32 protein-coding genes are annotated in these 22,791 nt (G+C 69.8%); 23 read left to right on the top strand and 9 right to left on the bottom strand.

Translation table 11 applies throughout. The features are described from left to right. Positions 1-9 precede the first annotated feature (9 nt). The 12 genes from hemB (at position 10) to G6N45_RS01105 (ending at position 7,814) form a co-directional block, all read left to right on the top strand. Positions 10-990: a porphobilinogen synthase gene (hemB, locus tag G6N45_RS01160; protein ID WP_163720003.1), complete on the top strand. Its 981-nt coding sequence runs from the start codon at positions 10-12 to the stop codon at positions 988-990. Then, positions 987-1,400, top strand: coding sequence for a hypothetical protein (locus G6N45_RS01155; RefSeq protein WP_057150476.1), 414 nt, complete (start codon positions 987-989; stop codon positions 1,398-1,400). Before hemB ends, G6N45_RS01155 begins: the two co-directional genes overlap by 4 nt. A gap of 18 nt (positions 1,401-1,418) precedes the next feature. Further along, on the top strand, positions 1,419-1,862 hold the full coding sequence (locus G6N45_RS01150; protein ID WP_179965252.1) for a hypothetical protein: 444 nt from the start codon (positions 1,419-1,421) through the stop codon (positions 1,860-1,862). Further along, a complete protein-coding gene (locus G6N45_RS01145; protein WP_163720001.1) occupies positions 1,859-2,359 on the top strand; it encodes a transport-regulating membrane protein Mce1N in 501 nt (166 codons plus the stop codon). Before G6N45_RS01150 ends, G6N45_RS01145 begins: the two co-directional genes overlap by 4 nt. After that, positions 2,356-2,601: a hypothetical protein gene (locus G6N45_RS01140; RefSeq protein WP_163719998.1), complete on the top strand. Its 246-nt coding sequence runs from the start codon at positions 2,356-2,358 to the stop codon at positions 2,599-2,601. Before G6N45_RS01145 ends, G6N45_RS01140 begins: the two co-directional genes overlap by 4 nt. A gap of 140 nt (positions 2,602-2,741) precedes the next feature. Beyond that, complete coding sequence (locus tag G6N45_RS01135) at positions 2,742-3,602, top strand: SDR family oxidoreductase (RefSeq protein ID WP_163719996.1); 861 nt, start codon at positions 2,742-2,744, stop codon at positions 3,600-3,602. A gap of 2 nt (positions 3,603-3,604) precedes the next feature. Then, positions 3,605-4,057: a hypothetical protein gene (locus G6N45_RS01130; RefSeq protein ID WP_163719994.1), complete on the top strand. Its 453-nt coding sequence runs from the start codon at positions 3,605-3,607 to the stop codon at positions 4,055-4,057. 53 nt (positions 4,058-4,110) lie between these two features. Then, positions 4,111-4,971 carry an oxygenase MpaB family protein gene (locus G6N45_RS01125; RefSeq protein ID WP_163719992.1) on the top strand — a complete coding sequence of 287 codons (861 nt, stop codon included), beginning with the start codon at positions 4,111-4,113 and terminating at the stop codon, positions 4,969-4,971. Further along, the gene (locus G6N45_RS01120; protein ID WP_163719990.1) at positions 4,958-5,548 is read left to right on the top strand and encodes a TetR/AcrR family transcriptional regulator; all 591 of its coding nucleotides are present in this window, start codon (positions 4,958-4,960) and stop codon (positions 5,546-5,548) included. The genes G6N45_RS01125 and G6N45_RS01120 overlap by 14 nt, the downstream gene beginning before the upstream one ends. A gap of 47 nt (positions 5,549-5,595) precedes the next feature. Further along, on the top strand, positions 5,596-5,931 hold the full coding sequence (locus tag G6N45_RS01115) for a hypothetical protein (RefSeq protein ID WP_057150907.1): 336 nt from the start codon (positions 5,596-5,598) through the stop codon (positions 5,929-5,931). 45 nt (positions 5,932-5,976) lie between these two features. Beyond that, the gene (locus G6N45_RS01110) at positions 5,977-6,462 is read left to right on the top strand and encodes a pyridoxamine 5'-phosphate oxidase family protein (RefSeq protein WP_163719988.1); all 486 of its coding nucleotides are present in this window, start codon (positions 5,977-5,979) and stop codon (positions 6,460-6,462) included. Further along, entirely contained in the window at positions 6,459-7,814 is a 1,356-nt protein-coding gene (locus tag G6N45_RS01105) for a cytochrome P450 (RefSeq protein ID WP_163727562.1), read from the top strand. Before G6N45_RS01110 ends, G6N45_RS01105 begins: the two co-directional genes overlap by 4 nt. Here G6N45_RS01105 and G6N45_RS01100 read toward each other — a convergent pair. Then, positions 7,786-8,181 (bottom strand): nitroreductase family deazaflavin-dependent oxidoreductase, encoded by a 396-nt coding sequence (locus G6N45_RS01100; RefSeq protein ID WP_163719986.1) that lies wholly within the window; start codon positions 8,179-8,181, stop codon positions 7,786-7,788. The two genes, G6N45_RS01105 and G6N45_RS01100, sit on opposite strands and share 29 nt — an antisense overlap. Positions 8,182-8,203: 22 nt before the next feature. Between G6N45_RS01100 and G6N45_RS01095 the strand changes: the two genes are divergently transcribed. The 8 genes from G6N45_RS01095 to G6N45_RS01060 all read left to right on the top strand — a co-directional run bounded on the left by G6N45_RS01095 (position 8,204) and on the right by G6N45_RS01060 (position 15,659). Further along, positions 8,204-8,590 carry a nitroreductase/quinone reductase family protein gene (locus G6N45_RS01095; protein ID WP_163719984.1) on the top strand — a complete coding sequence of 129 codons (387 nt, stop codon included), beginning with the start codon at positions 8,204-8,206 and terminating at the stop codon, positions 8,588-8,590. Positions 8,591-8,640: 50 nt separating this feature from the next. Continuing rightward, on the top strand, positions 8,641-9,945 hold the full coding sequence (gene hemL / locus G6N45_RS01090; protein WP_163719982.1) for a glutamate-1-semialdehyde 2,1-aminomutase: 1,305 nt from the start codon (positions 8,641-8,643) through the stop codon (positions 9,943-9,945). A gap of 20 nt (positions 9,946-9,965) precedes the next feature. Then, positions 9,966-10,547, top strand: coding sequence for a histidine phosphatase family protein (locus G6N45_RS01085; protein ID WP_179965327.1), 582 nt, complete (start codon positions 9,966-9,968; stop codon positions 10,545-10,547). Further along, on the top strand, positions 10,544-11,125 hold the full coding sequence (locus tag G6N45_RS01080) for a TlpA disulfide reductase family protein (RefSeq protein ID WP_170312420.1): 582 nt from the start codon (positions 10,544-10,546) through the stop codon (positions 11,123-11,125). The genes G6N45_RS01085 and G6N45_RS01080 overlap by 4 nt, the downstream gene beginning before the upstream one ends. Positions 11,126-11,166: 41 nt before the next feature. Then, entirely contained in the window at positions 11,167-11,889 is a 723-nt protein-coding gene (locus tag G6N45_RS01075) for a cytochrome c biogenesis CcdA family protein (protein ID WP_057150910.1), read from the top strand. Continuing rightward, positions 11,889-13,550 carry a cytochrome c biogenesis protein ResB gene (gene resB / locus G6N45_RS01070; protein ID WP_163719978.1) on the top strand — a complete coding sequence of 554 codons (1,662 nt, stop codon included), beginning with the start codon at positions 11,889-11,891 and terminating at the stop codon, positions 13,548-13,550. The genes G6N45_RS01075 and resB overlap by 1 nt, the downstream gene beginning before the upstream one ends. Beyond that, the gene (ccsB, locus tag G6N45_RS01065) at positions 13,547-14,524 is read left to right on the top strand and encodes a c-type cytochrome biogenesis protein CcsB (RefSeq protein WP_163719976.1); all 978 of its coding nucleotides are present in this window, start codon (positions 13,547-13,549) and stop codon (positions 14,522-14,524) included. The genes resB and ccsB overlap by 4 nt, the downstream gene beginning before the upstream one ends. A gap of 64 nt (positions 14,525-14,588) precedes the next feature. After that, complete coding sequence (locus tag G6N45_RS01060) at positions 14,589-15,659, top strand: MinD/ParA family ATP-binding protein (protein WP_163719973.1); 1,071 nt, start codon at positions 14,589-14,591, stop codon at positions 15,657-15,659. A 4-nt stretch (positions 15,660-15,663) separates the two neighbouring features. Here the strand turns inward: G6N45_RS01060 and G6N45_RS27620 are convergent, their stop codons facing one another. Continuing rightward, positions 15,664-15,828: a hypothetical protein gene (locus G6N45_RS27620; protein ID WP_170312419.1), complete on the bottom strand. Its 165-nt coding sequence runs from the start codon at positions 15,826-15,828 to the stop codon at positions 15,664-15,666. 48 nt (positions 15,829-15,876) lie between these two features. Between G6N45_RS27620 and G6N45_RS01055 the strand changes: the two genes are divergently transcribed. Both G6N45_RS01055 and G6N45_RS01050 read left to right on the top strand, forming a co-directional pair. Further along, positions 15,877-16,218 (top strand): DUF4229 domain-containing protein, encoded by a 342-nt coding sequence (locus G6N45_RS01055; protein WP_163719971.1) that lies wholly within the window; start codon positions 15,877-15,879, stop codon positions 16,216-16,218. 66 nt (positions 16,219-16,284) lie between these two features. Next, complete coding sequence (locus G6N45_RS01050; protein ID WP_163719969.1) at positions 16,285-16,680, top strand: ester cyclase; 396 nt, start codon at positions 16,285-16,287, stop codon at positions 16,678-16,680. Here the strand turns inward: G6N45_RS01050 and G6N45_RS01045 are convergent. The 7 genes from G6N45_RS01045 to G6N45_RS01015 form a co-directional block, all read right to left on the bottom strand. Then, on the bottom strand, positions 16,677-17,384 hold the full coding sequence (locus G6N45_RS01045) for a hypothetical protein (RefSeq protein ID WP_163719967.1): 708 nt from the start codon (positions 17,382-17,384) through the stop codon (positions 16,677-16,679). The two genes, G6N45_RS01050 and G6N45_RS01045, sit on opposite strands and share 4 nt — an antisense overlap. Beyond that, the gene (locus G6N45_RS01040; protein ID WP_163719965.1) at positions 17,381-18,289 is read right to left on the bottom strand and encodes a vWA domain-containing protein; all 909 of its coding nucleotides are present in this window, start codon (positions 18,287-18,289) and stop codon (positions 17,381-17,383) included. Before G6N45_RS01040 ends, G6N45_RS01045 begins: the two co-directional genes overlap by 4 nt. Beyond that, positions 18,286-19,242 carry a hypothetical protein gene (locus G6N45_RS01035; protein WP_163719964.1) on the bottom strand — a complete coding sequence of 319 codons (957 nt, stop codon included), beginning with the start codon at positions 19,240-19,242 and terminating at the stop codon, positions 18,286-18,288. Before G6N45_RS01035 ends, G6N45_RS01040 begins: the two co-directional genes overlap by 4 nt. Then, positions 19,233-19,706, bottom strand: coding sequence for a hypothetical protein (locus G6N45_RS01030; protein WP_163719962.1), 474 nt, complete (start codon positions 19,704-19,706; stop codon positions 19,233-19,235). The genes G6N45_RS01035 and G6N45_RS01030 overlap by 10 nt, the downstream gene beginning before the upstream one ends. Then, positions 19,696-20,559, bottom strand: a complete 864-nt coding sequence (locus G6N45_RS01025; RefSeq protein ID WP_163719960.1) for a DUF58 domain-containing protein — start codon at positions 20,557-20,559, stop codon at positions 19,696-19,698. Before G6N45_RS01025 ends, G6N45_RS01030 begins: the two co-directional genes overlap by 11 nt. 12 nt (positions 20,560-20,571) lie before the next feature. After that, the gene (locus G6N45_RS01020; RefSeq protein ID WP_163719957.1) at positions 20,572-21,576 is read right to left on the bottom strand and encodes an AAA family ATPase; all 1,005 of its coding nucleotides are present in this window, start codon (positions 21,574-21,576) and stop codon (positions 20,572-20,574) included. Positions 21,577-21,643: 67 nt separating this feature from the next. Then, complete coding sequence (locus G6N45_RS01015) at positions 21,644-22,516, bottom strand: 1,4-dihydroxy-2-naphthoate polyprenyltransferase (RefSeq protein WP_163719955.1); 873 nt, start codon at positions 22,514-22,516, stop codon at positions 21,644-21,646. A 41-nt stretch (positions 22,517-22,557) separates the two neighbouring features. Here G6N45_RS01015 and G6N45_RS27940 point away from each other — a divergent pair, with 41 nt between their 5' ends. Beyond that, on the top strand, positions 22,558-22,776 hold the full coding sequence (locus G6N45_RS27940) for a hypothetical protein (RefSeq protein ID WP_082597857.1): 219 nt from the start codon (positions 22,558-22,560) through the stop codon (positions 22,774-22,776). The last annotated feature ends 15 nt before the right edge of the window (positions 22,777-22,791 follow it).

Raw genomic sequence — 22,791 nt, 5'->3', positions numbered from 1 at the left:
AGGACGGTCATGCCTTTCCCGAGTCATCGTCCGCGGCGGCTGCGGTCCACGCCGGCGATGCGCCGGCTGGTCTCGCAAACCACGCTGGCGCCACGGCAACTCGTGCTGCCGATGTTCGTCGCCGACGGCATCGACGAGCCGCGGGCGATTCCCTCCATGCCCGGCGTCGTGCAGCACACCCGCGATTCGCTGCGCCGTGCCGCCGCCGAGGCGGTCGAGGCCGGAGTCGGCGGGCTGATGCTGTTCGGCGTGCCGCGCGACGAGGACAAGGATGCGCGCGGGTCGGCCGGCACAGATTCCGAAGGTGTGCTCAACGTCGCACTGCGCGACCTGGCAGGCGACCTCGGTGACGCCACCGTGCTGATGGCCGACACCTGCCTCGACGAGTTCACCGACCACGGGCACTGCGGTGTGGTCGATGACGCCGGGCGGGTCGATAATGACGCGACCAACCGGCGTTACGTCGAACTCGCTGTGGCACAGGCTGATTCGGGTGCCGACATGGTGGGCCCGAGCGGGATGATGGACGGGCAGGTCGCGGCGATCCGGGCCGGGCTCGACGCCGCCGGCCACATCGACACCGCGATCCTGGCCTACGCCGCGAAGTTCGCCTCCGGCTTCTACGGCCCGTTCCGCGACGCGGTGTCCTCGAGCCTGCAGGGCGACCGGCGGACCTATCAGCAGGAACCCGGCAACGCCCGCGAGGCGCTGCACGAGGTCGACCTCGACATCGACGAGGGTGCCGACATCATCATGGTCAAGCCCGCGATGGCCTACCTCGACATCGTCCGGGCCGCCGCCGACCGGTCACCGGTGCCCGTTGCCGCCTATCAGGTGTCGGGGGAGTACTCGATGATCTGCGCGGCGGCCGACCACGGCTGGATCGACCTGGACACCGTCGTGCTCGAGACGCTCACCGGCATCGTCCGCGCCGGCGCCGACATCGTGCTCACCTACTGGGCCGTCGACGTGGCCCGACGACTCACGTGACCAATCCGTCGGCACCACCGGTACGGCCGCCCGACGTCGACACCGGCTTCTGGCTGTGGGTCGTCGCACTGCCGTTGATGCTCGCCGGGTATCTGGTGGACCTGCTCACCGGCGAGCAACGCGCGAGCGGGCTGGTGCTGGCGATCAGCGTCGTGTTCGTCGTCCTGCTGGCGGCTGTCGTCGTCACGTTCCTGCTCCTGATGCGGCAGGGCTACCGCTGGGCGAGGACCCTTCTGACCGGCGGCGCGATCGCCACGGTCGTCTACTCGGTGAGCGATCTGTTCACGGTCGACCGGCACGAGGCCGCCGCGCTGGGCTACGCCGCGGCCGTGATCATCGGTTCGGTGCTGATCGGCGGCGGAACCTACCTGCTGCACCGTAAGGACGCCCACGAGTTCTTCACCCGCTGATTGGCTACGCTGACCCCGATGCCGACCGACTCCCGCCCGCGCCTCGTCGACGCTGCGTTCTGGTGTTTCGTCGGCGGGGCGGCGATCATGATCGTCGGTGGGCTGCTGGCGGCGACGGCCACGTTCGACGCGGCGCGCGCGGCCATCCCGTCCGAGATGAGCGACGACCGGGTGCGCAGCTACCTGACCGTCTACCGGCTGACCGGCATCGGAGCGGTGCTGGCCGCAGGGGCGTTGGCCTTCCTCGCGGGGCGGGCCCGCCGGGGGGACGGGCGGTTCCGGTTCGCGCTGCTGGGCATGGCGTTCGCCCTCGTCGCCGTGGTGCTGCTGATGGCGATCGGCGTCGGGGTGGCGCAGCCGCTCATCCTGCTGGGTCTGCTGCCCGTGCTGGTCGGGGCCGCGTTGATGACCCGGCCCGCGGCCCGGGCGTGGTACGACCAGGTCGGAGGGGGTGTGGCATGACCGAACCCGTCGACGCCGGGCCGGCCGCGGAGGCGCTGTTCGCCGAACAGGGCGCCAGCTGGCTGTGGGTGCTCGCCGGACCCGCGGCCGGGATCTCGATGGCGCTGATCCAGTTGTCGGCGGGCTACGGCATCCAGTGGGTGGTGCCGGGCGCCTTCTTCGTGCTGGTGTCCGGCTTCCTCGCGATCCAGGTGAAGGCCGCCCGCATCCACACCTCCGTCGAGCTGACCGTGGACTCGCTGCGTCAGGGCACCGAGACCATCCGCACCAGCGAGATCGTCCGGGTCTATCCGGAGGCCGAGGGCGCGGAGACCCCGAAGTGGCAGTACGCGCGGGCACTGGGCGAGTTGACGGGCGTGCCGCGGGGGCGCACCGGGATCGGGCTGAAGCTGACCAACGACCGCACCGCGCAAGCCTGGGCGCGTAAGCACAAGCAGATGCGGGCCGCGCTGACCAACCTCGTCGAGGAACGCATCCCGCCGGAGCGCACGCCGTGAGACGCCGCCGCGCGGTCATCGAGCTGGCGCTCGCGGTGCTCGCCGCGGGGGGCTGCGTGCTCAGCTGGCTGTCGGCGAGTAGGCAGGTGGTCGTCGCACCCCTGCTCGACGGGCAGCCGTCGACGATGTCAGTGGTCTACGACGCCCCGATGTTGACGCTGTCACTGCTGCTCGCCACCGTCGCCGGGGTGCTGGCGGTTCTCGGCATCACCCGCCTGCGGCGTGCGCCTTCTACTGCGTAAGGGCGATCTGGCCGCATCCGAACCGATTCGGGACCATGGTCTCTAGATCGGCGGAATGAGTTCACTTTGACTGGGCAGATGCTCCAGTTCTCCGAGGACACCAGCTATCTGGTGCCTGCGCACTTCGACGAGGAGTCGGGGTGGTGACCAATCACTTTCGAGGCAGGGTCTGTGTCGTCACCGGTGCTGCGTCGGGCATCGGGCTGGCGGTCAGCGAGGCCCTTCTGGACCACGGCGCGATCGTCGTGCTGGCAGACTTCGACGCCGCGCGACTTAGGACGGTTGTCAAGAGGCTCAACGCGCACAGCGGACGGGCGCATCCGGCCACGGTGGACGTCACCGATCAGCACCAGGTGCAGAGTCTGGTCGGCGATGCCGCTGCAGCCCACGGCTCACTCGACTTTCTCTTCAACAACGCCGGTGTGGGCGGGACGCTGCCAACCGCAGAGGCGACGCTGGAGCACTGGCGGCGCATCGTCGACCTGAACCTCTGGGGAGTGATCTACGGCGTGCACGCGGCACTGCCGATCATGCGTCGTCAGGGCAGCGGCCACATCGTGAACACCGGATCGATGGCCGGGCTGGTGCCCTTCCCTTATCAATCGTTGTACTGCACAACAAAGTACGGTGTCGTCGGGATGAGCGAATCCCTGCGCTACGAGCTCGCCGCCGACGGCATCCGGGTCTCGGTAGTGTGCCCAGGCAACGTCGTCAGCCGCATCTTCGGCACGCCGATCCTCGGCAAGACCGTCGACGCCGAATCACCCGAGGACGCGCTCCCGGCCGAGGAGGCGGCGCGCATCATCCTGGCGGGCGTAGCAAACGGCGACGGCATCATCGCGTTCCCAGAGCAGCCGCGCGAACTCTGGCGGCGTTACGCCTCGACACCGGAGAGGGTCGAGGGCTATCTCGAGGAGGTGGCCCGACAGCGGCGCGTCGCTTTCGCGAAAGGCGATATGGCTGCGGTGTTCCGCTCCACCCACGCCCGTATCGAGCCCTGAACGTGGTCGCCCGCAGCCCTGCGATGAGCGGCTACATCCGTAACCAGGCGACGAGTGCCGGGCTGGTCAACCTCGTGGTCAATCCGGCCATCGACTGGTTGACGAGCCGACACAAACCACCGCAACCCGTCTGGGGTCTCGATGGCCTGGTCGTCAACTTCGTCATCACCTCGCTGGTCCTCTCGACGTTGGTCGGCGCGTTCGCGGCCTGGGGCCTACGCCGCGAGGCGCGGGCGGGCCGGCTCAGCGTGCCGGAGGCGCCGCAGCGGGGGTGGCTGGCGGGGCTGGCGCTGGGCACGGGGGCCGCAACGGTGACCGTCGCGGCGATGTGGCTGCTGCACTCCATCGGCGTCACCACTCTCTCGCTGCTCTCGCTGATGCTGTTCAAGGCGGTTTACAGCGGAGTGCTGGGCTTCCTGGTGGCGCATTCGGTGATCGCGCGCTGGGTGTCGTGAGCCTGATCACAGACATGTTGGTACAGAGTGCAAAATCTGTAACACTGTTGCTCATGACCGAGTTGGCTCAGCAGACCGAACCGCTCGACGACGCGTTGCCGCTGGGTCCCGGCTCCCTGGTGTGGAAATACTTCGGCGACAACCGGATGTATCTGATCGGTCCCCGCCCGGCTGTGCTGCAGAACATGCTCGCCGAGCTCGGCCAGGGCGTCTACGACCACTCGACGTTCTTCGCCGACACCGCCGAACGGCTACGGCGCACCATCCCGCCCATCTTCAACACCTTCTACGGCTCCGACGAGGACAACGCAGGCACACAGGTCCGCGACTTCCACCACCACGTCAAGGGCCAGATGCCGGGATCGGACCGGCGCTACCACGCACTGGACCCCGACACCTACTTCTGGGCGCACGCGACGTTCGTCGAGCAGATCTACTACTTCGCCGACACCTTCGTGAAGCGGCTGACCCGGGCCGAGCGCGAACAGATCTGGCTGGAATCGAAGACCTGGTACCGCCGCTACGGCGTCAGCGACCGCCCGATGCCGGCCACCTACGTCGAGTTCGAGCAGTACTGGGAGGCCATGATGGCGCGGGTGCTCGTCGCGCACCCTTCCGCGAAATACGGCGTCGGCTACGTCACGAAGGGCTTTCCCAAGCCCAAGGCGGTGCATCCGCTGGTGTGGCGCGTCGTTTCTCCGGTCTTCAATCCTCTCGCGGCGTTCCTGACCACCGGCGGGCTGCCGCCGCGCGCCCGCGAATTGCTGAATCTGCCGTGGAGCGCCAAGCAGGAGCGGCGCTACCAGCGTTTCGCGGCACTGTGGCGGTCGCGGCCGGTGAACTGGATGTGGGACCGCCTGCCGATGCGGGTGCGGTACAGCGGTTACGCGGTCAAGGGTTATGCCCGCGGCTGACGCCACCGCGCAGATCCTCGACGCCGCAGTCGTCGAGTTCGAGCGGCACGGCTTCCGCCGCGTCGCCCTCGAGGACGTCGCCCGCCGGGCCGGGGTCAGCCGGACCACGATCTACCGCCGGTTCGCCAACAAGGACGAACTGGTCGGCGCCGTCATCGAGCGGGAGAACACCCGGCTGTTCGCCGACATCGCGGTCGAGCTCAAAGAGTCTGGGCCACAGGCGAATTACTACGTCGAGGCGTTCACGCTGTCCATCCTCAAGTTCCGCGGCCACCGGGTGCTGCACCAGATGATCATCGACGAGCCGGGGCTGGTCCTCGAACTCGCCGGACGCTATCACCGGGCGGCCGTCGAGCGGATGGCCGAGGCGTTGCGGGTCATCTTCCCGCCGGGGTTCGCCGACCGCATCGGCGCCGACGCGGTGGACGACCTCGCCGACTGCATCCTGCGCTACGCCGCGATGGTGCTGCTGCTGCCCAGCACCCAGCCACTGGACACTCCCGACGACCTTCGAGCATTCGCGCGCCGGCACTTCCTGCCGAGCCTGCCCGCGGCACTGCGTGGTGTGCCCGCCTGAGCGGCTTCACTGTTTCGTTGCTCACACTTTCGGGCAGTCGTATGGCCATGAGCGCCGAAGAGAAGACCGAAGAGCGTCAGCAGGGGGACACCCCCGACGTCCAGCTCGACCATGTGACCGAGCCCCCCGACCCGGACCAGCAACTCACCGAGAAGCCCGAGGTCACCGAGGAGCACAAGGAAAAGGCCAAGGAGATGGCCGAGGCCTACAAGACCGAGAATCTGCAGACCACGACGCTGCCGGGCAGCAGTGGCACCGTCTCGGGCACCTCGGTCACCAACTGGGTCGACGACGAGGACAAGGGCAAGATCGAAACCAGCGCCGACATCGGCAATGTGGAGTATCGCAACACCGAGGAGTTCAAGAAGAAGCTCGAGGGGTGAGCCTAGGCTCGCGGGTCACCGCCCGCGTGCCTAGGCTGGGCTCCTGTGACACCCCTGGACCGGATCGCGCCCGCGTTCGTGACGATGGCGCACTCCATCGTCTGGGCTTCGGTGGCCACCGTCGACGCCGACAGCAAACCGCGCTCACGCATCCTGCACCCCATCTGGGAGTGGGACGGCACTGACCTCTTCGGCTGGATCGCCACCGTGCCCAGCCCCGTCAAACGAGCCCACCTGGCCGTGCACCCCGAGGTGTCGGTCAGTTATTGGACCACCACGCACGACACCTGCAGCGCCGACTGCCTGGTCGAGTGGTACACCGACGGCGAGACCCGCCACGCGGTGTGGCAGCGGTTCGCGACGGCGCCCCCGCCGGTCGGTTACGACCCCGCGATCATCCCGATGTGGAAGGACGGCCCGACCTCCGAGCAGTTCGCGGTGCTGCGTCTTGCGCCTTACCGGCTGCGCGTGATGCCCGGCACCGTGATGACGGCAGGCACCGGCGAGGTTGCGCAGTGGCACAGGACATGACGACCGCCGACGTGCGGTCGCTGCCCCTGGCCCCGCGAAACCCCCTGCCACTGCGAGAGCTGGTGAAACTGGTCCGCCGCCTCGACACGGGGCAGGACGTCATCCGCGCCGCCGGCGGCCCGGTCACCCGGATCCAGCTGGGGCCTGCCAAGGTCGTCCCGCCGATCGTCGCGGTGATGTCACCGGACGGCATGCGAGATGTCCTGGGCCGCAACGATGCATCAACCGACCGCTGCATGATCCACGAAGAGGTCCGCGGGATGGCGGGGGACAGCCTCTTCGTGCTGCCGAATGAGCAGTGGCGGCCCCGCAAGCGGGCGCTGCAACCGGTGTTCACAAAGGCCAGCGTGCGCAATTTCGGGGGCCACATGGCAAAGGCGGCACAGGCTTTCGTCGACCGCTGGCCCTCGGGCGGCGAGGTGGACCTCGACATGGAGTGCCGCCGGGTCGCGATGCAGTCGCTGGGCCGGTCGGTGCTCGGCATCGACCTGAACGAGCGCGGCGACACGATCGCGCGGTGCATGCACGTGGCGTCGTCCTACACGGCCGACCGGGCGCTGCGGCCGGTGCGGGCGCCGCGCTGGTTGCCGACCCGATCGCGGCGCAGGGCGCGTGCCGCGGTCGACGCGATGCGCACGATCACCGACGAGATGGTCGCGGCCTGCCGCGCCGATCCCGACCGCGACGCGCCGCTGGTGCAGGCGCTGATCGCGGCGAGTGATCCGCAGACCGGCCGGCCGCTGACCGACGCCGAGATCTCCAACGACCTGCTGATCTTCATGCTGGCCGGGCACGACACCACCGCGACGGCGCTGACCTACGCGCTGTGGATCCTCGGGCACCACCCCGATGTCCAGGAACGGGTCGCCGCCGAGGCCGCGGCGATCGGCGACCGCGAGTTGACGCCCGAGGACGTGTCGCGGCTCGGCTACACCGTCCAGGTGCTGCACGAGGCCGTGCGGTTGTGCCCGCCCGCCGCGGGGGTGGCCCGTGTGGTGACCCGCGACATCGAGGTGACGGGCTATCGAGTGGAGGCCGGCAGCCTGGTGGCACTCGGCCTGTACGCCCTGCACCACGACCCGGAACTGTGGCCCGATCCGATGGCGTTCGACCCTGACCGCTTCAGCCCGGAGAACGTCAAGGCGCGCGACCGCTGGCAGTTCCTGCCGTTCCTCGGGGGCGGGCGGCCCTGCATCGGCGAACACTTCGCCCGGCTGGAGACGACGCTGGCGCTCGCGACGGTGATCCGGGCGATGACGGTCGAATCGCTCGACGGCGATTTCGAGTGCGAGGTGCCGTTCACGACGGTCGCCAAGGGGCCGATCAGGGCGCGGGTGACTCCACGGTCTTGAGCAGCACCGCCTGCTCGAACGGCAGCACCCCGAACAGCGGCCGCATCCACCCGATCACCGACGGCGCCGCCTCGGCCTTGCTCACCACCTGCGGATCGGTGACCGGGAACGACCGGCCGTAGCGGCGCATCGTGCCGCCGCCGGCGGCCGTGAGGTTCTTCAGCCAGTCCCGGTCGGGTCCGTAGGTCAGCAGCACGGCGATCCCGTCGCGGGTCGGGAACACCGTCAGGGGCGTGCGGTACTGCCGTCCGGACCGGCGGCCGACGTGGGTGAGAATGCCCATCGTCGGCGCCCATCCGGCCCACAGCCGCTGGATCGGGTTGGTGACGTGGCGGTTGAACCGTGCCAGCCATTGCGGCAACTGCATACGGACATCACACTCTGGAGTCGTGGCTTATCTCAAGCCCCCATGGTTCACGAGGCGGATCTTCAACCGCATCGCGATGACGTTCGGCGTCGGCGGCAGCACGACGTTGACCGTGATCAGACGCGGGACCGGAACTCCTCAGCAGATTCCGGTGGTGGTGCCCGAGGTGGACGGCGTCAGGTACCTGGTGTCGACGCGCGGGGAGTCCGACTGGGTGAGGAACGTGCGGGCTCATCCGACGGTCACCGTGGGCGGCGCCACGTATGTGGCCTCTGAAGTCCCGATCGCGGACCGCGCCCCTGTCATCGCCGCCTACCGGCCACTGGCCGGCAAGGTGGTGGAGAGCTACTGGCGCGCGCTGCCCGAGGACGCCAACCATCCAGTGTTCGCGCTCACACCCGTCGACTGACCACTACACCCTGTAGTTGACCGTTTTGACCCGGCTGGGACACTGGTGCCATGAGCAGTACCGACGTCTCCGCGAAGCTCTTCGCCGACGCCGCCTCGGTGATCCCCGGCGGAGTGAACTCGCCGGTGCGTGCGTTCAACTCCGTCGGTGGCACCCCCCGGTTCATCACCTCCGCCCAGGGCTGCTGGCTGACCGACGCCGACGGCAACCGCTACGTCGACCTGGTGTGCTCCTGGGGACCGATGATCCTCGGGCATGCGCACCCCGCGGTCGTCGAGGCGGTGCAGCGTGCCGCCGCCGACGGGCTGTCGTTCGGGGCGCCGACGCCGTCGGAGTCCGAGTTGGCCCGCGAGATCATCGACCGCGTCGCCCCCGTGGAACGGTTGCGGCTGGTCAACTCCGGCACCGAGGCCACCATGAGTGCGATCCGGCTGGCCCGCGGCTTCACCGGCCGCGCGAAGATCGTCAAGTTCTCCGGCTGCTATCACGGCCACAGTGACGCCTTGCTCGCCGACGCCGGCTCGGGCGTCGCGACGTTGGGTCTGCCCTCCTCGCCGGGGGTCACCGGCGCCGCCGCCGCGGACACCGTGGTGCTGCCCTACAACAACGTCGCCGCGCTCGAGGACATCTTCGCCCGGTTCGGTGACGAGATCGCGTGTGTGATCACCGAGGCCAGCCCGGGCAACATGGGCACCGTCCCGCCGCTGCCCGGCTTCAACGCCGAACTGCGCCGCATCACGGCCGCGCACGGCGCGCTGCTGATCTCCGACGAGGTGATGACGGGCTTCCGGGTCAGCCGCTCGGGCTGGTACGGCCTGGATCCGGTGGACGCCGACCTGTTCACCTTCGGCAAGGTGATGAGCGGTGGCCTACCCGCCGCGGCGTTCGGCGGCCGCGCCGAGGTGATGGGCCGGCTGGCCCCGCTGGGGCCGGTGTATCAGGCGGGCACGCTCTCGGGTAACCCGGTCGCGATGGCCGCCGGGCTGGCCACGCTGCGCGCCGCCGACGACGCCGCCTACGCCGCGCTGGACGCGAACGCCGACCGGCTCGTCGGCCTGATCGGTGATGCGCTGACCGAAGCCGGTGTGGCGCACCAGATCCCGCGCGCTGGCAACATGTTCAGCGTGTTCTTCGGCGACGCCGATCCGGTCACCGACTTCGCCTCCGCCAAGGCCACCGAGACCTGGCGATTCCCGGCGTTCTTCCACGGCCTGCTCGACGCGGGCATCTACCCGCCGCCGAGCGCCTACGAATGCTGGTTCGTCTCAACGGCTCTCGACGACGACGCCTTCGGGCGTATCGCCGAGGCGCTGCCCGGCGCTGCTCGCGCCGCGGTCGAGGCGAGGCCCGCGTGAGCAGGACGATCGTGCACGTGATGCGCCACGGCGAGGTGCACAACCCCGACAAGATCCTCTACGGCCGGTTGCCCGACTACCACCTTTCCGAGCGCGGGCAGGCCCAGGCCAAGGCGGTCGCCGACTGGCTGGCCGCCCGAGACATCACGCACGTGGTGGCCTCGCCGCTGGAGCGCGCGCAGGAGACCGCGGCGCCGATCGCGGCCCGGCACGGTCTGGCCGTCGGCACCGACGACGAGCTGATCGAGTCGGCCAACATCTTCCAGGGCCAGAGGGTCTCCCCGGGCGACGGCGCGCTGCGCGATCCCCGTAACTGGTGGCATCTGCGCAACCCACGCACCCCATCGTGGGGCGAGCCGTACAGCGAGATCGCCGCGCGCATGACGCGGGCCGTGCGGCGTGCGGCGGTCAGCGCCTCCGGTCACGAAGCCGTCTGCGTCAGCCATCAGCTTCCCGTCGAGACACTGCGCCGCTCGATGACCGAAAAGCCGCTGCACCACTTTCCGACCCGGCGCATGTGCAACCTGGCGTCGGTCACGTCGTTCTACTTCCACGGCGACGCCTGCGTGGGCTGGGGGTACGCGGAGCTGGCCGGGCAGTGAATCGGCTTGTTGCCCTGCTGATGGCGGTGGTCGTGCTCGCGGGATGCTCGACCGGCCGCGACGCCGTCGCGCAGGGCGGCAGCTTCGAGTTCGTCGCGCCCGGCGGCAAGACCGACATCTTCTACGATCCGCCGGCTGACCGCGGCACACCGGGCCCGGTGTCCGGGCCGGACCTGATGGACACCACGAAGACGTTGTCGCTGAAGGACTTCGACGGCAAGGTCCTCGTCCTCAACGTGTGGGGGCAGTGGTGCGGTCCGTGCCGTACCGAGATCACCCAGCTGCAGCAGGTATACCAGGCTACCCGGGCCCGGGGCGTCGCGTTCCTCGGAATCGACGTGCGCGACAACAACATCGACGCCGCCCGGGATTTCATCATCGACCGCGGTGTGACGTTCCCGTCCATCTACGACCCGGCGATGCGCACACTGATCGCCTTCGGCGGGCGGTATCCGACAACAGTGATCCCGTCCACGGTGGTGCTCGACCGGCAACACCGGGTCGCCGCGGTGTTCCTGCGCGAACTACTGGCGTCGGATCTGCAGCCGGTCGTCGAGCGGTTGGCGGCCGAGCCGTGAACTTCGCCGACGTGACCGCAGGTGGTCCGCTGCTGCTCGCCATGGCGGTGAGCCTGCTGGCCGGCATCGTCTCGTTCGCGTCGCCGTGTGTGGTGCCGCTGGTGCCCGGCTACCTGTCGTACCTGGCCGCCGTTGTCGGCGTCGAGGACTCGCCGTCCTCGGTGAAGGTGCGCGGGGCGCGGCTTCGGGTCGCCGGTGCGGCGGCGCTGTTCGTGGCCGGATTCACCGTGGTGTTCCTGCTCGGCACCGTTGCAGTGCTCGGGATGACGACGGCGTTGATCACCAATCAGGTTCTGCTGCAACGCATCGGCGGCGTGATCACGATCGTGATGGGCCTGGTGTTCATCGGGCTGGTGCCGATGTTGCAGCGCGACACCCGGTTCACCCCGCGCCAGATCTCCACCCTCGGCGGCGCCCCGCTGCTCGGTGCGGTGTTCGCGCTGGGCTGGACGCCGTGCCTGGGGCCGACGCTGACCGGAGTCATCGCGGTGGCATCGGCGACCGAGGGCAGCAACGTGGCCCGCGGGGTGGTGCTCGTGATCGCCTACTGCCTGGGCCTGGGGATCCCGTTCGTGCTGTTGGCCTTCGGCTCGGCCCGGGCGGTCAGCGGGCTGGGCTGGCTGCGCCGCCACACCCGGGCCATCCAGATCTTCGGCGGCGTGCTGCTGATCCTGGTGGGCGCCGCGCTGGTGACCGGGCTGTGGAACGAGTTCGTGTCCTGGGTGCGCGACGCGTTCGTCAGCGACGTGAGGCTGCCGATCTGATGGTCACTTCTTCCCCGCGAGCAGACGCAAACTCGCGCAAATCGGGTCCGAAACGCATGAGTTTGCGTCTGCTCGCGCTGGTCCGCAACACCTGGCGCACGCTGACCTCGATGGGCACGGCGCTGGTGCTGCTGTTCCTGCTCGCGCTCGGCGCCATCCCCGGCGCCCTGCTGCCGCAGCGCAGCCTCAACGAGACCAAGGTGGCCGAGTACCTCGCCGAGCATCCGACGATCGGGCCGTGGCTCGACCGGGTGCAGGCCTTCGACGTGTTCTCCAGCTTCTGGTTCACCGCGATCTACGTGCTGCTGTTCGTGTCGCTGGTGGGTTGCCTGACCCCGCGGCTGGCCGAGCACGTGCGCAGCCTGCGCGCCGCACCCGTCGCGGCGCCGCGCAACCTGGGCCGGCTGCCCAAACACCACAGCGCCGAGGTACCCGGAAGCGACGTCGCCGCGATGGCCGCCGCCGTCGACGAAGGGCTGTCGGGGTGGCGGCGCTTCAGCCGGCAGCAGGGCGAGAGTACGGAGATCTCCGCGGAGAAGGGCTATCTGCGGGAGTTCGGCAACATCGTCTTCCACTTCTCGCTGCTCGGGCTGCTCGTCGCGATCGCCGCGGGCAAGCTGTTCAGCTACGAGGGCAACGTCATCGTGGTCGCCGACGGTGGTCCGGGCTTCTGCTCCGCGTCGCCGGCCGCATTCGACTCGTTCCGGGCCGGCAACACCGTGGACGGGACCTCGCTGTACCCGATCTGTCTGCGCGTCAACGACTTCCAGGCGACGTATCTGCCCAACGGGCAGGCCACGTCGTTCCAGGCCGACATCGACTACCAGGCCGGCGGCGACCTCGACTCCGGCACCTGGCGGCCGTACCTGCTCAAGGTGAACGAGCCGCTGCGCGTCGGCGGAGACCGGGTGTACCTGCAGGGCCACGGCTACGCGCCGACCTTCAGCGTCACGTTCCCCGACGGCAAGACCCGCACCCAGACGTTGCAGTGGCGCCCCGAGGACCAGATCACCTTCCTGTCGTCGGGCGCCATGCGGTTCGACCCGCCAGGCGGCACCTACGCCGACGAACGTGAGCGCCGCAAGAACCAGATCGCGATCCAGGGCCTGTTCGCGCCCACCGAGCAGCTCGACGGCACGCTGCTGTCGTCGAAGTTCCCGGCGATGAACGATCCCGCGGTCGCCGTCGACATCTACAAGGGCGACACCGGGCTGGACACCGGCCGGCCGCAGTCGCTGTTCTCCCTCGACCCGCGGATGATCGACCAGGGCCGGCTGACCAAGGCGGCACGCGTCAACCTGCGGGCCGGGCAGGACACCCGGCTGCCCGACGGCACGATCGTCCGCTTCGACGGCGCGGTGCCGTTCGTGAACCTGCAGGTCTCCCACGACCCGGCCCAGATCTGGGTGCTGGTGTTCGCGATGACCATGATGGCGGGACTGCTGGTGTCGCTGATCGTGAGGCGCCGGCGTGTGTGGGTGCGGCTGACGCCGGGGCCTGCGGGTACCGTGAACGTCGAGCTGGGCGGCCTGGCCCGCACCGACAACTCGGGGTGGGGCGACGAGTTCGAGCGCCTGACCACGAAGCTGCTCTCGGCGATCGAGGAGGCGGAGCCGGTGCGCCGGCGGGACGGGACAGAGAAGGAAGCGGATCGCGCATGAACACCACGCACATCGATGTCGGGCTGGCCCGCTACTCCGACTGGGCGTACACCTCGTCGATGGTGGTGCTCGTGGTGGCGCTGCTGCTGCTCGCCGTCGAGCTGGCCTACAGCCGCGGCCGTCGGGTGGACAGCCGCGAGCTGGTTCACGCGGGATCGGTGGCGAGCAACAGCGCCACGCCCGGCCGGGTCCACGACACCCCGCGGCGGCCGTTCGACGAACGGATCGGCTCGGCGGGTCTGGCGCTCGTCTACGTCGGTATCGGCCTGCTGTTGGCGTGCATCGTGCTGCGCGGGCTGTCCACGGCCCGGGTGCCGTGGGGCAACATGTACGAGTTCATCAACCTGACGTGCTTCTGCGGTCTGATGGCCGGGGCGGTGGTGCTGCGCAAACCGCAGTACCGCTCGCTGTGGGTGTTCGTGCTCGTCCCGGTGCTCATCCTGCTGACGGTGTCCGGCAAGTGGCTTTATACGCATGCCGCGCCCGTGATGCCGGCGCTGCAGTCCTACTGGCTGCCGATCCACGTGTCCGTCGTCAGCCTGGGTTCGGGGGTGTTCCTGGTTGCCGGCGTCGCCAGCATCCTGTTCCTGTTGAAGATGTCGAAGCTGGGCGATCCCGACCGCGACGACGCGATCGGACGCATCGTGGCGCGGCTGCCCGACGCCCAGACCCTCGACCGGATCGCTTACCGGACAACGATCTTCGCGTTCCCGATCTTCGGGTTCGGGGTGATCTTCGGGGCCATCTGGGCCGAGGAGGCGTGGGGCCGGTACTGGGGCTGGGACCCCAAGGAGACGGTGTCGTTCATCGCGTGGGTCGTGTATGCGGCGTACCTGCATGCCCGCTCGACGGCCGGCTGGCGTGACCGCAAGGCCGCGTGGATCAACGTGGTCGGGTTCGTGGCGATGGTGTTCAACCTGTTCTTCATCAACCTGGTGACCGTCGGCTTGCACTCCTACGCCGGCGTCGGCTAGGGGGACCGGGGTTTTGTCGGACGTACCGGGCGGGTTCCGGGGGCAGCAGCGCTTCCGTGATCCGATGGCAGAGCTTCCCGCCGAATGGACGGCGCCGACCCCGCCACAGCCTGCCGCGCCGGTCGTGCCGGCGCCCGCGGCATCGGCGCCGCCGGATCCGGGCGCACCCGATCCGCCGCCCTATCTGGATCTGTCGACGGTGGCGCTGCTCGGCAGGGCGCGCCGGGGTCCATCGACCGGTTGGCGCAAATGGCTCTACTGGGGGACGGGCCGGCTGGTCGACGTCGGGGAGAATCCGCGGGCCGTGCGGCACGACCGACTCGTCGCCCAGGTGCAGCGCCCGCTGCGCGGCTGCTACCGGATCGCGATGCTCTCGCAGAAGGGCGGGGTGGGCAAGACCACGATCACCGCGACGCTGGGCGCGACGTTCGCGAGTACCCGCGGCGACCGCGTGGTCGCGGTGGACGCCAACCCCGACCGCGGCACGCTGAGCCAGAAGGTGCCGTTGGAGACTGCAGCCACCGTCCGGCATCTGCTGCGCGACGCCGAGGGCATCGCCGCCTACAGCGATGTACGCCAATACACGTCGCAGGGCGCCAGCCGCTTGGAGGTGCTCGCCTCGGAGAGTGACCCCGCGGTGTCGGTGGCGTTCAGTGCCGAGGACTATGCGCGCACTCTTGATGTGCTCGAGCGGTTCTACAGCCTCGTGCTCACCGACTGCGGCACCGGCATGCTGCACTCGGCGATGTCGGCGGTGCTCGACAAGGCCGATGCGCTCGTGGTGATCAGCTCCGGTTCGGTGGACGGGGCACGCAGTGCGTCGGCGACGCTGGACTGGCTCGACGCACACGGCCGAGAAGATCTGGTGCGCAACTCGATCGCCGTCATCAATGGGGTCCGCTCGGGGGCACGCCGCGGCGTCACCAAGGTCGACCTGAACAAGGTCGTCGACCACTTCGCGCGTCGCTGTCGAGCGGTCTGCCAGGTGCCGTTCGACCCGCACCTGGAGGAAGGCGCCGAAATCAGCTTGGACCGGTTGCGGCAGGAAACCACCGAGGCGCTGCTGGAGCTGGCCGCAACCGTGGCACAAGGCTTTCCGGGCGCGCGCCCAGCCGGCGACGGCGTCGCCGGATAGCGGGTCAGGACCGCGGTGTGTCGTCGCGCGGGGTGATGCGCCGCAGGAAATCCGGATCGTCGTCCGGCCCGATCACCCGGGTGCGCGTGCGATTCGCGGTCATCCGGGTCACCCGCCAGCCGACGTAGACCAGCGCGGCCAAGACGAGAATCAGGAGCAAATACGCCACTCGAAACCTCCTTCCTGTCAATATACGCGCCCTCGGTAGGCTCGGATCGTGTCTGACGAACGCACCGGATCTCGCCTGTTCTTCGACGTCGCGGCCTATGTCGTGGCGCGTCTGGTGCTCGTCGCCGTGGTCGCCGCCGTCATCCTCGGAGTCGGCCATCTGATCGGGTTGCGCGAGTTCCCGATCGCGGTGGCGCTGCTGTTCGCGATCGTGATCGCGTTCCCGCTCGGCATCTGGGTGTTTGCTCCGCTGCGGAGGCGGGCGACCGAGAGCATCGCAGTGTTCGACGAACGACGTCGCGCCGAACGCGCGAATCTTCAGGCGCGGCTGCGCGGCGACAGCACACCCGATGCCACCGCCGGTTCCGGCCATGATCAGGAAGACGCCTGACCCGTCGTTCAGCAGCAAACTCCCTGGGGTGCGTAGTCCGACAGCTCGGTGGGTAACCGGCGTCACATGCGCCAGCAGGATCTCGTCACGCGGCAGGCACCCACGGACACTCGGGACCCGGAGGGACCCCAGGCGCTCTACCAGCGGTGGATCAACGAATTATGGGCAGGCGAAACCATCGCCCGGGAACTGGTGTCCGATGATTTCGTCGGTCATTGGCCCACTCGCGACATCCACGGCCCCGACGAACTGCAGGCCATCGTCGACGACACCCGCAGTCAATTGCGCGAACTGATGTTCGTCATCGACGTCGGGCCGTTCGTCGACGGGGATCTGGTGGCGGCCCGCTGGATCAGTACGGGGTCGAACAAGCGGGGTCCTGCCCGCTTCACCGGAAACGACATCCTGCGCGTGGCTGACGGCCGGATCGTCGAGTACTGGACGGGCACGTCGCCGGGTTAACCGGTCGCCGCGTCCTTGAGGAGCCGCCGCAGTGCTTCGAGGGGATCGCCCTGAGCCGGTTCGAGGCGACGCGTCTGCGGCGGCTCCGATTCCGGCGCCGCGACGACGGGCGCAGCCGGCGGGGCGTCCGCCGGAGGCGGGGGAGGCGGCGCAGCGACCGGCGCTACCGTGCCCAGGGCGCGAAGCTTGGCCGCGATGCGCGCGGCGGCGTCGGCCCGGACCGCACGCCGATCCGGATCGGGATCGTCGTTGCCGGAAAAGCATGCCGGCGGCGCATCGTCGATGACGGTCAGTGCGCTGCCGTACCGTTCGCGGGCGTCGTCCAGCCGGGCTTCCCACGCCGCGATGTCGGCCTGCCGTTCGCGCACGAGTTCGAGGTTGACCCGCACCGGGCACGACCGGTCCGTCGGGGTGCCGGCCAGCGATTGCGCGAATTCTGCGTCCGCCGTGTCGAGTCGATCCTCGAGCACTGCGAGCGTGCCGGCGGCGAAATGGGTGGTGGCCGGCTGGATCACGTCGAGCGTGCGGAGCATCGACACGTCGTCGCGCAGCTCGCCGATCGCCCTGTCGTCGTAGTGCTGCTGTGCCGACTGGCCGGCGACGACCACCGAGATCAGCTTGACCGCGACCACGAGCGCGACCAGGGCCAGGGGCGCCGACAGGAGGATCAGCCTGCGTCGCAGCCGCAACCGGGACGGGGTCACGTCCGCACCTCCCGCGCTGTCGAGCGTGCGCGCCGCAGGTCGCGCACCGACAGCGCGATCTCGACGAGCAGCAGCGCCGAGGCGACCACGGTCAGCAGCCAGTAGAACTCGTCGCGGCGCTCGCCGGCGGGGTTCGCGACGGGTGCGGACGCTGCCGCCTGCGTGCCGGTGGGCACGGCTTCGCCGGGGCGGCGGTCGACGAAGGGAACACCGAGCTGGTCGGCGATCTCGCGCAGCCGCTGATCACCTGCGCCGTCGGCGGCGTAGCCGAACACGTCGCCGCCGTCGACCGCGTCGACGTCGAATTCGCCTTGGGGGACGGTGGATTGCGGAGCCCCGGAGCCGAAGTAGTAGACGAGGTTGTCCGCGCCGGGATACTGCTGACCGGCCGAGATCATCTGGTAGCGCAGCACTGTGGCGGCGGCCGCGGCGTTGACCTGATCGGCGGCCGCGCCCGGATACGGGTTGAGTGCCTCGACGACGGGCCGCAGACTCCATGCGTCGCTGGACAACGGCCAGTCGACCGCCGGTCGCGAGGCGAACGAGATCACCGCGAACCGGGCGCCGGGGTGGGCGTCGATCAGCGCGTCGATGTCGTCGCGGATTCCGGCCATCCGGGGGCGCCCGCCGAAGTCGTCGACGGCCGAATCCTCGGAACGGTCCACCACGAAGAAGATGTTCGCGCCACCGCGCGACGACGTCGGTGCGTCGGCCTGCGCAATCGGTACGCCCGGCCGCGCCGCCGCGACCAGCAGCAGCACCAGCGCCACTGTCATGCCGGTCCAGCGCAGCAGGGCGCGGCGGCCGGCCGCGGCGGCCGGCCGCAGTGACAACGCCCGCAGCGCGACGAGGACCGCGGCGACGGCGGCGAGGACCGCGGGCGGTAGCACGGGGTCGAAGGTCATCGCCGCACCGCCATCAGGGAGACGGCGAGCAGACCCGTCAGTGCCAGAGCGATGATGAGGACGACGACGGGGGAGTCGCGCCGCTGATCGTCCTCGCCCGGGGGGTCGGCGCGGATGGCGTCGAGTCGAGCGTCGAGGGTCGCGGCATCGAACCGGACGAACGTGCCGCCGGTCGAGCGTGCCATGGTGGCCAGCGTGTCGGTCTGGTGCCCTGCCGTGGCGACCGCGTTGATCTGTACCGCGCCGCGCCGGGCCATCTCGATCACCTGTGCGTCGGTGAACAGCGACGGCCGGCTGTCGTCGGACGCCCGCAACGCACCTGGTCCGAGGTAGATCACCGACCGGCGCTCCTCTCCCGGGCTCTCGAAACCGGGGAAGCCGGTGAGGCACAGCGCCAGCACGTCGGCGACAGTCGGTGCGTAGTCAGCGTATTCCACTGCGCTGGTGAAGGATTCGAGCCGCGGAGGGTTGGGGACCCGGCCAGCCTGGGCGTACTCACCGAATCGTCCCGCGGCGAACTGGTAGTCCCGGGTCAGCGGGACCAGCCGGCGGTCGGTCGAGGTGAGCCCGATGCGCTCGGTGCCGTACGTCATGGCCTGCCTGGCGAAGTAGCCGAGGAACTGGCCGGTCGCCGGGTCGGTGACGGGCTGGCCGACGCACAGCATGACGTCGTCCCGCGGACCTGCCGCGTTGGTCACCGGCTCCGTGGGCCGGGCGCTGGCCAGAAGCGTGGTCGCGAAGAGCAGCGCCAGCAGCAGCACCACCATCGCCGTGGCGCGGGTCTGCCGGCGCACCACCGTGCGGTACTCGGGAAGCCGGGTCAACCGCACCGTGTGCGCCAACGGTTCTCGTCGCTGGGCGTTCCGCCGGGCAGGCACCAGCACCGCCGCGGCGATCGCCACCGCCGCGGCGCACAGTCCGACCACCGGCACCGCCCACCACATCAGGCCCATGAGCGGATCACCTCCTCGGTGTCGGCGGCGAGCCGGTCGACATCGGCGGCGGACGTGGCATCGAACTGCACCTCGCCGAGTGCTTCGAGCACCGGTGCGGCGGGCGCGAGATCGCTTGCGGCGATGGTTTTCAACTGCATGTACTGGGCGCGCCGGCCGGTCGCCTGGTGCAGGAAACTGCGCAGTGTGCGACTCAGCGCCGCGCCGGTCTGCACGGCGGTCAGCTCACCCTCGCGGTGCCTGCGGGCGATCGTGCGGACGGTCGTGGCGAAGCGGTACCGCATCAGCCGGGCGTGCAGGGTGCGGACGACGGGCAGCGTCCGCAGCCGCCCCGAGGGCATCGTCGCCACGAAAACGGCCGTGTACCAGAGCATTACGCCGACGATGAGTGCCACGCCGAGCCAGAGCCACCACGCCGAGTAGGCGGGTGGGCCGCCGACGAACCGCAGGAGGTCATCCGGCACGGGAGAACACCCCCGTCATCTCGACGATGCGTCGCCGCAACTCGCGGCTCCCTGCGACCGTCACGTGTGCGACGGCGTGCTCGGTGAGCAGTTCGGTGAGGCGCCGGCGGCGCCGCTGCTCGGCACGGTGGTACGCGGCGACCACCCGCGCGTCGGTGGCGGCGCTGCCCAGCACCGGCCGACCGGTCGCGACGTCGTAGCCGCCCTCGCTGCCCACCTCGATCGCGGGGCGGTCGGTGACCATCGCCCACATCATGTCGTGGCGGGCCGCCAGCCGAGCCAGCACGGCGGCGAGCCGGTCGTCGACGTCGGGTTCGTCGGAGACCACGACGAGCAGCATCGCGTGCCGGTAGTGCGTCGCCACGTACTCCAGTTGGCTGACGACGTCGCTGGGGCCGCGGTGTGCGTCGCTGTCGTGGTAGCGGTGCAGCATGCTCTCGATGTGCGTCTCACCGCGCCGCAGCCGGATGTTGACGCTGCCGCGAGCGTCGCCGTACACCATGCCGATCTCGTCGGAACGGCCCAGGGTGATCAGCCCGATCGCGCCCAGGATCTGGCCTGCCACATCACATTTGCGTTCACCGTTCGGGGTGCGGGCGGTCATGTCCAGCCCGGCGTCGGCCACCAGCAGCACCTTGTGGTGTTTCTCGGAGACGAAGCGCTTGATCAGTACGCTGCCCGAGCGGGCCGACGCCTTCCAGTCGATGTCGCGGACGTCGTCGCCCGGTACGTACGGGCGCAGCTCGTCGAATTCGAGGGTGCGCGTGTGCAGCAGCGCGTGGCGGCCGCCTTCGAGCAGGCCGCGGGTGTCACTGCCGAAAAGCGACTTGACCCTGTTGAGGTACTTGCCCACCGTCGCACCCCGCTAGGGCACCCGCACCGCGTTCAGGGCGGCGTCGATCACCCTGCCGGGGGTCACCCCGGCGCTGGCGGCTTCGAAGCCGAGGATCAGGCGGTGCTGGAGCACCCGGTGCGCGAGGTCGGCGATGTCACCGGGCAGCACGTGGTGCCGTCCCGACAGCACCGCCAGGGCGCGTGCCGCAGTGCACAGGGCGATCGTGGCGCGCGGGCTCGCGCCGTACTCGACGAGGCGCGCGACGTGGCCGGGCAGGTACTTCTCGGCGTCGCGGGTGACCCCCACCAGGCGGCTGGCGTAGAGCATCAGGTCGCGGCTGAGGTAGACGTCGCGCACCACCCGCTGCACGCGGCGGATGTCGTCCAGGCTGGCGACGGGGCGGGTGTGGTGGTCGCGGTCGTACAGCCCGGTGTCGCGGCGGATCAGGACTTCCACCTCCTCCTCCGGGGAGGGGTAGGTGACGATCTCCTTGATCAGGAAGCGGTCGGTCTGGGCCTCGGACAGCGCGTAGGTGCCCTCCTGGTCGACGGGGTTCTGCGTCGCGACCACCAGGAACGGCTCGGGGATCGGATAGACCGTGCCGGCGATCGTGGTCTGGCGTTCCTCCATCGCCTCGAGCATCGCGCTCTGCGTCTTGGCGCTGGAGCGGTTGATCTCGTCGAGCAGGACGACGTTGGCGTGCACCGGTCCGAGCTGGGTGACGAACGATGTGGTCGCCGCGTCGTACACCTGGGTGCCGATGATGTCGCTGGGCAACAGGTCGGGGGTGCACTGGATGCGGCGGAACCGGCCGTCGATGGATTCGGCGATGACGCGGGCCGCGGTGGTCTTGGCCAGGCCCGGCACGCTCTCGATCAGCACGTGCCCGCTGGTCAGCAGGCCGATGAGCAGGGATTCCCGCAGGTGTTCCTGGCCGACCACCTTCGCCGAGAACGCCTCGGACAGCGCCGCCACGACCCGCTGGGCGGCGCGTGCCTCGTCGTCGAACGGCCGGGGGGCGGGGGCAGCAGTCATCCCGCGCTATGTACCACCGGGATCGGGTGGGCAAACCGACGTGCTGTCGGGGGCCGCTCGCGGAGCGTCAGCCGAGGGCGAGCCCGGTGGCCACTGCGACCGCCCACACCAGCATCGTGAGCCCGGTGTCGCGCAGCACGGGGATCAGGTCGCGGCCGCCCAGCCCGGCGCGCACCGGCCGGGCCGCCCGGACGGCCAGCGGCGTGGCGATGAACCCGCCCGCGCACGCCGGGGTCACGGCGAGCGCCAACACCAGCGTCAGCAGCAGCGCGACGACCAGCAGCGCCTGGTACAGCACGCGGGTGCGGGCGTCGCCGAGCCGCACCGCCAGGGTGATCTTGCCGGTCTGCGCGTCGGTCGGGATGTCGCGCAGATTGTTGGCGACCAGCACCGCCGACGACAGGCAGCCCATCGCGACGGCCAGCACAGCGCCCACCCTGTCGATGCGCAGCGCCTGGGTGAACTGGGTGCCGAGCACCGCGACCAGCCCGAAGAACACGAACACCGCGACCTCGCCGAACCCGAGATACCCGTACGGCTTCGAGCCGCCGGTGTACAGCCACGCGCCCGCGATGCACACCGCGCCGACCGCGATCAGCCACGGTGCGGAGAACCACGCCAGCGCCAGGCCGGCGATCGCGCCGACGGCCAGGCTCAACACCGCGGCGGTCAGCACCGCACGCGGTGCCGCGAGCTTGGATCCGACCAGCCGCAGCGGGCCGGCCCGCACGTCGTCGGTGCCGCGGATGCCGTCGGAGTAATCGTTGGCGTAGTTGACCCCGACGATCATCCCGACCGCGACGAGCAACGCCAGCAACGCTTTCCACCACGATGCGGCGTCCAGCCACGCGGCGGCGCCGGTACCGGCGATCACCGGTGCGACGGCGTTGGGCAGCGTCCGGGGACGTGCTCCCTCCACCCACTGCGCAAAAGTCGCCACGAGGTCAGTCTTGCAGGTGCCGACCGTGGCAGACTGAGCGCATGGATGACCGACTCAGCAGGGGCGAGATCCGCAAGGACGTGGTGCAGGAGATCGTCGGCGCGGGTGCATCGGCGGTCGGCGAGGTCACCTCGATCATCACCACGGCGGTGCGTGACGTCGCCAACGCCATCGGCGGATTCGCCACCGACGTGTTCGAGATCCGGGACGGGGCTCGGCGCGCCGCGGCGCACCACGTCGACGAGGACGACGAGCAGTAGCGCCGATTCCCCATA

The organism is Mycolicibacterium psychrotolerans (genome assembly GCF_010729305.1).
Taxonomy (GTDB): domain Bacteria; phylum Actinomycetota; class Actinomycetes; order Mycobacteriales; family Mycobacteriaceae; genus Mycobacterium; species Mycobacterium psychrotolerans.
This window is presented reverse-complemented; position numbering and strand designations above follow the sequence as displayed.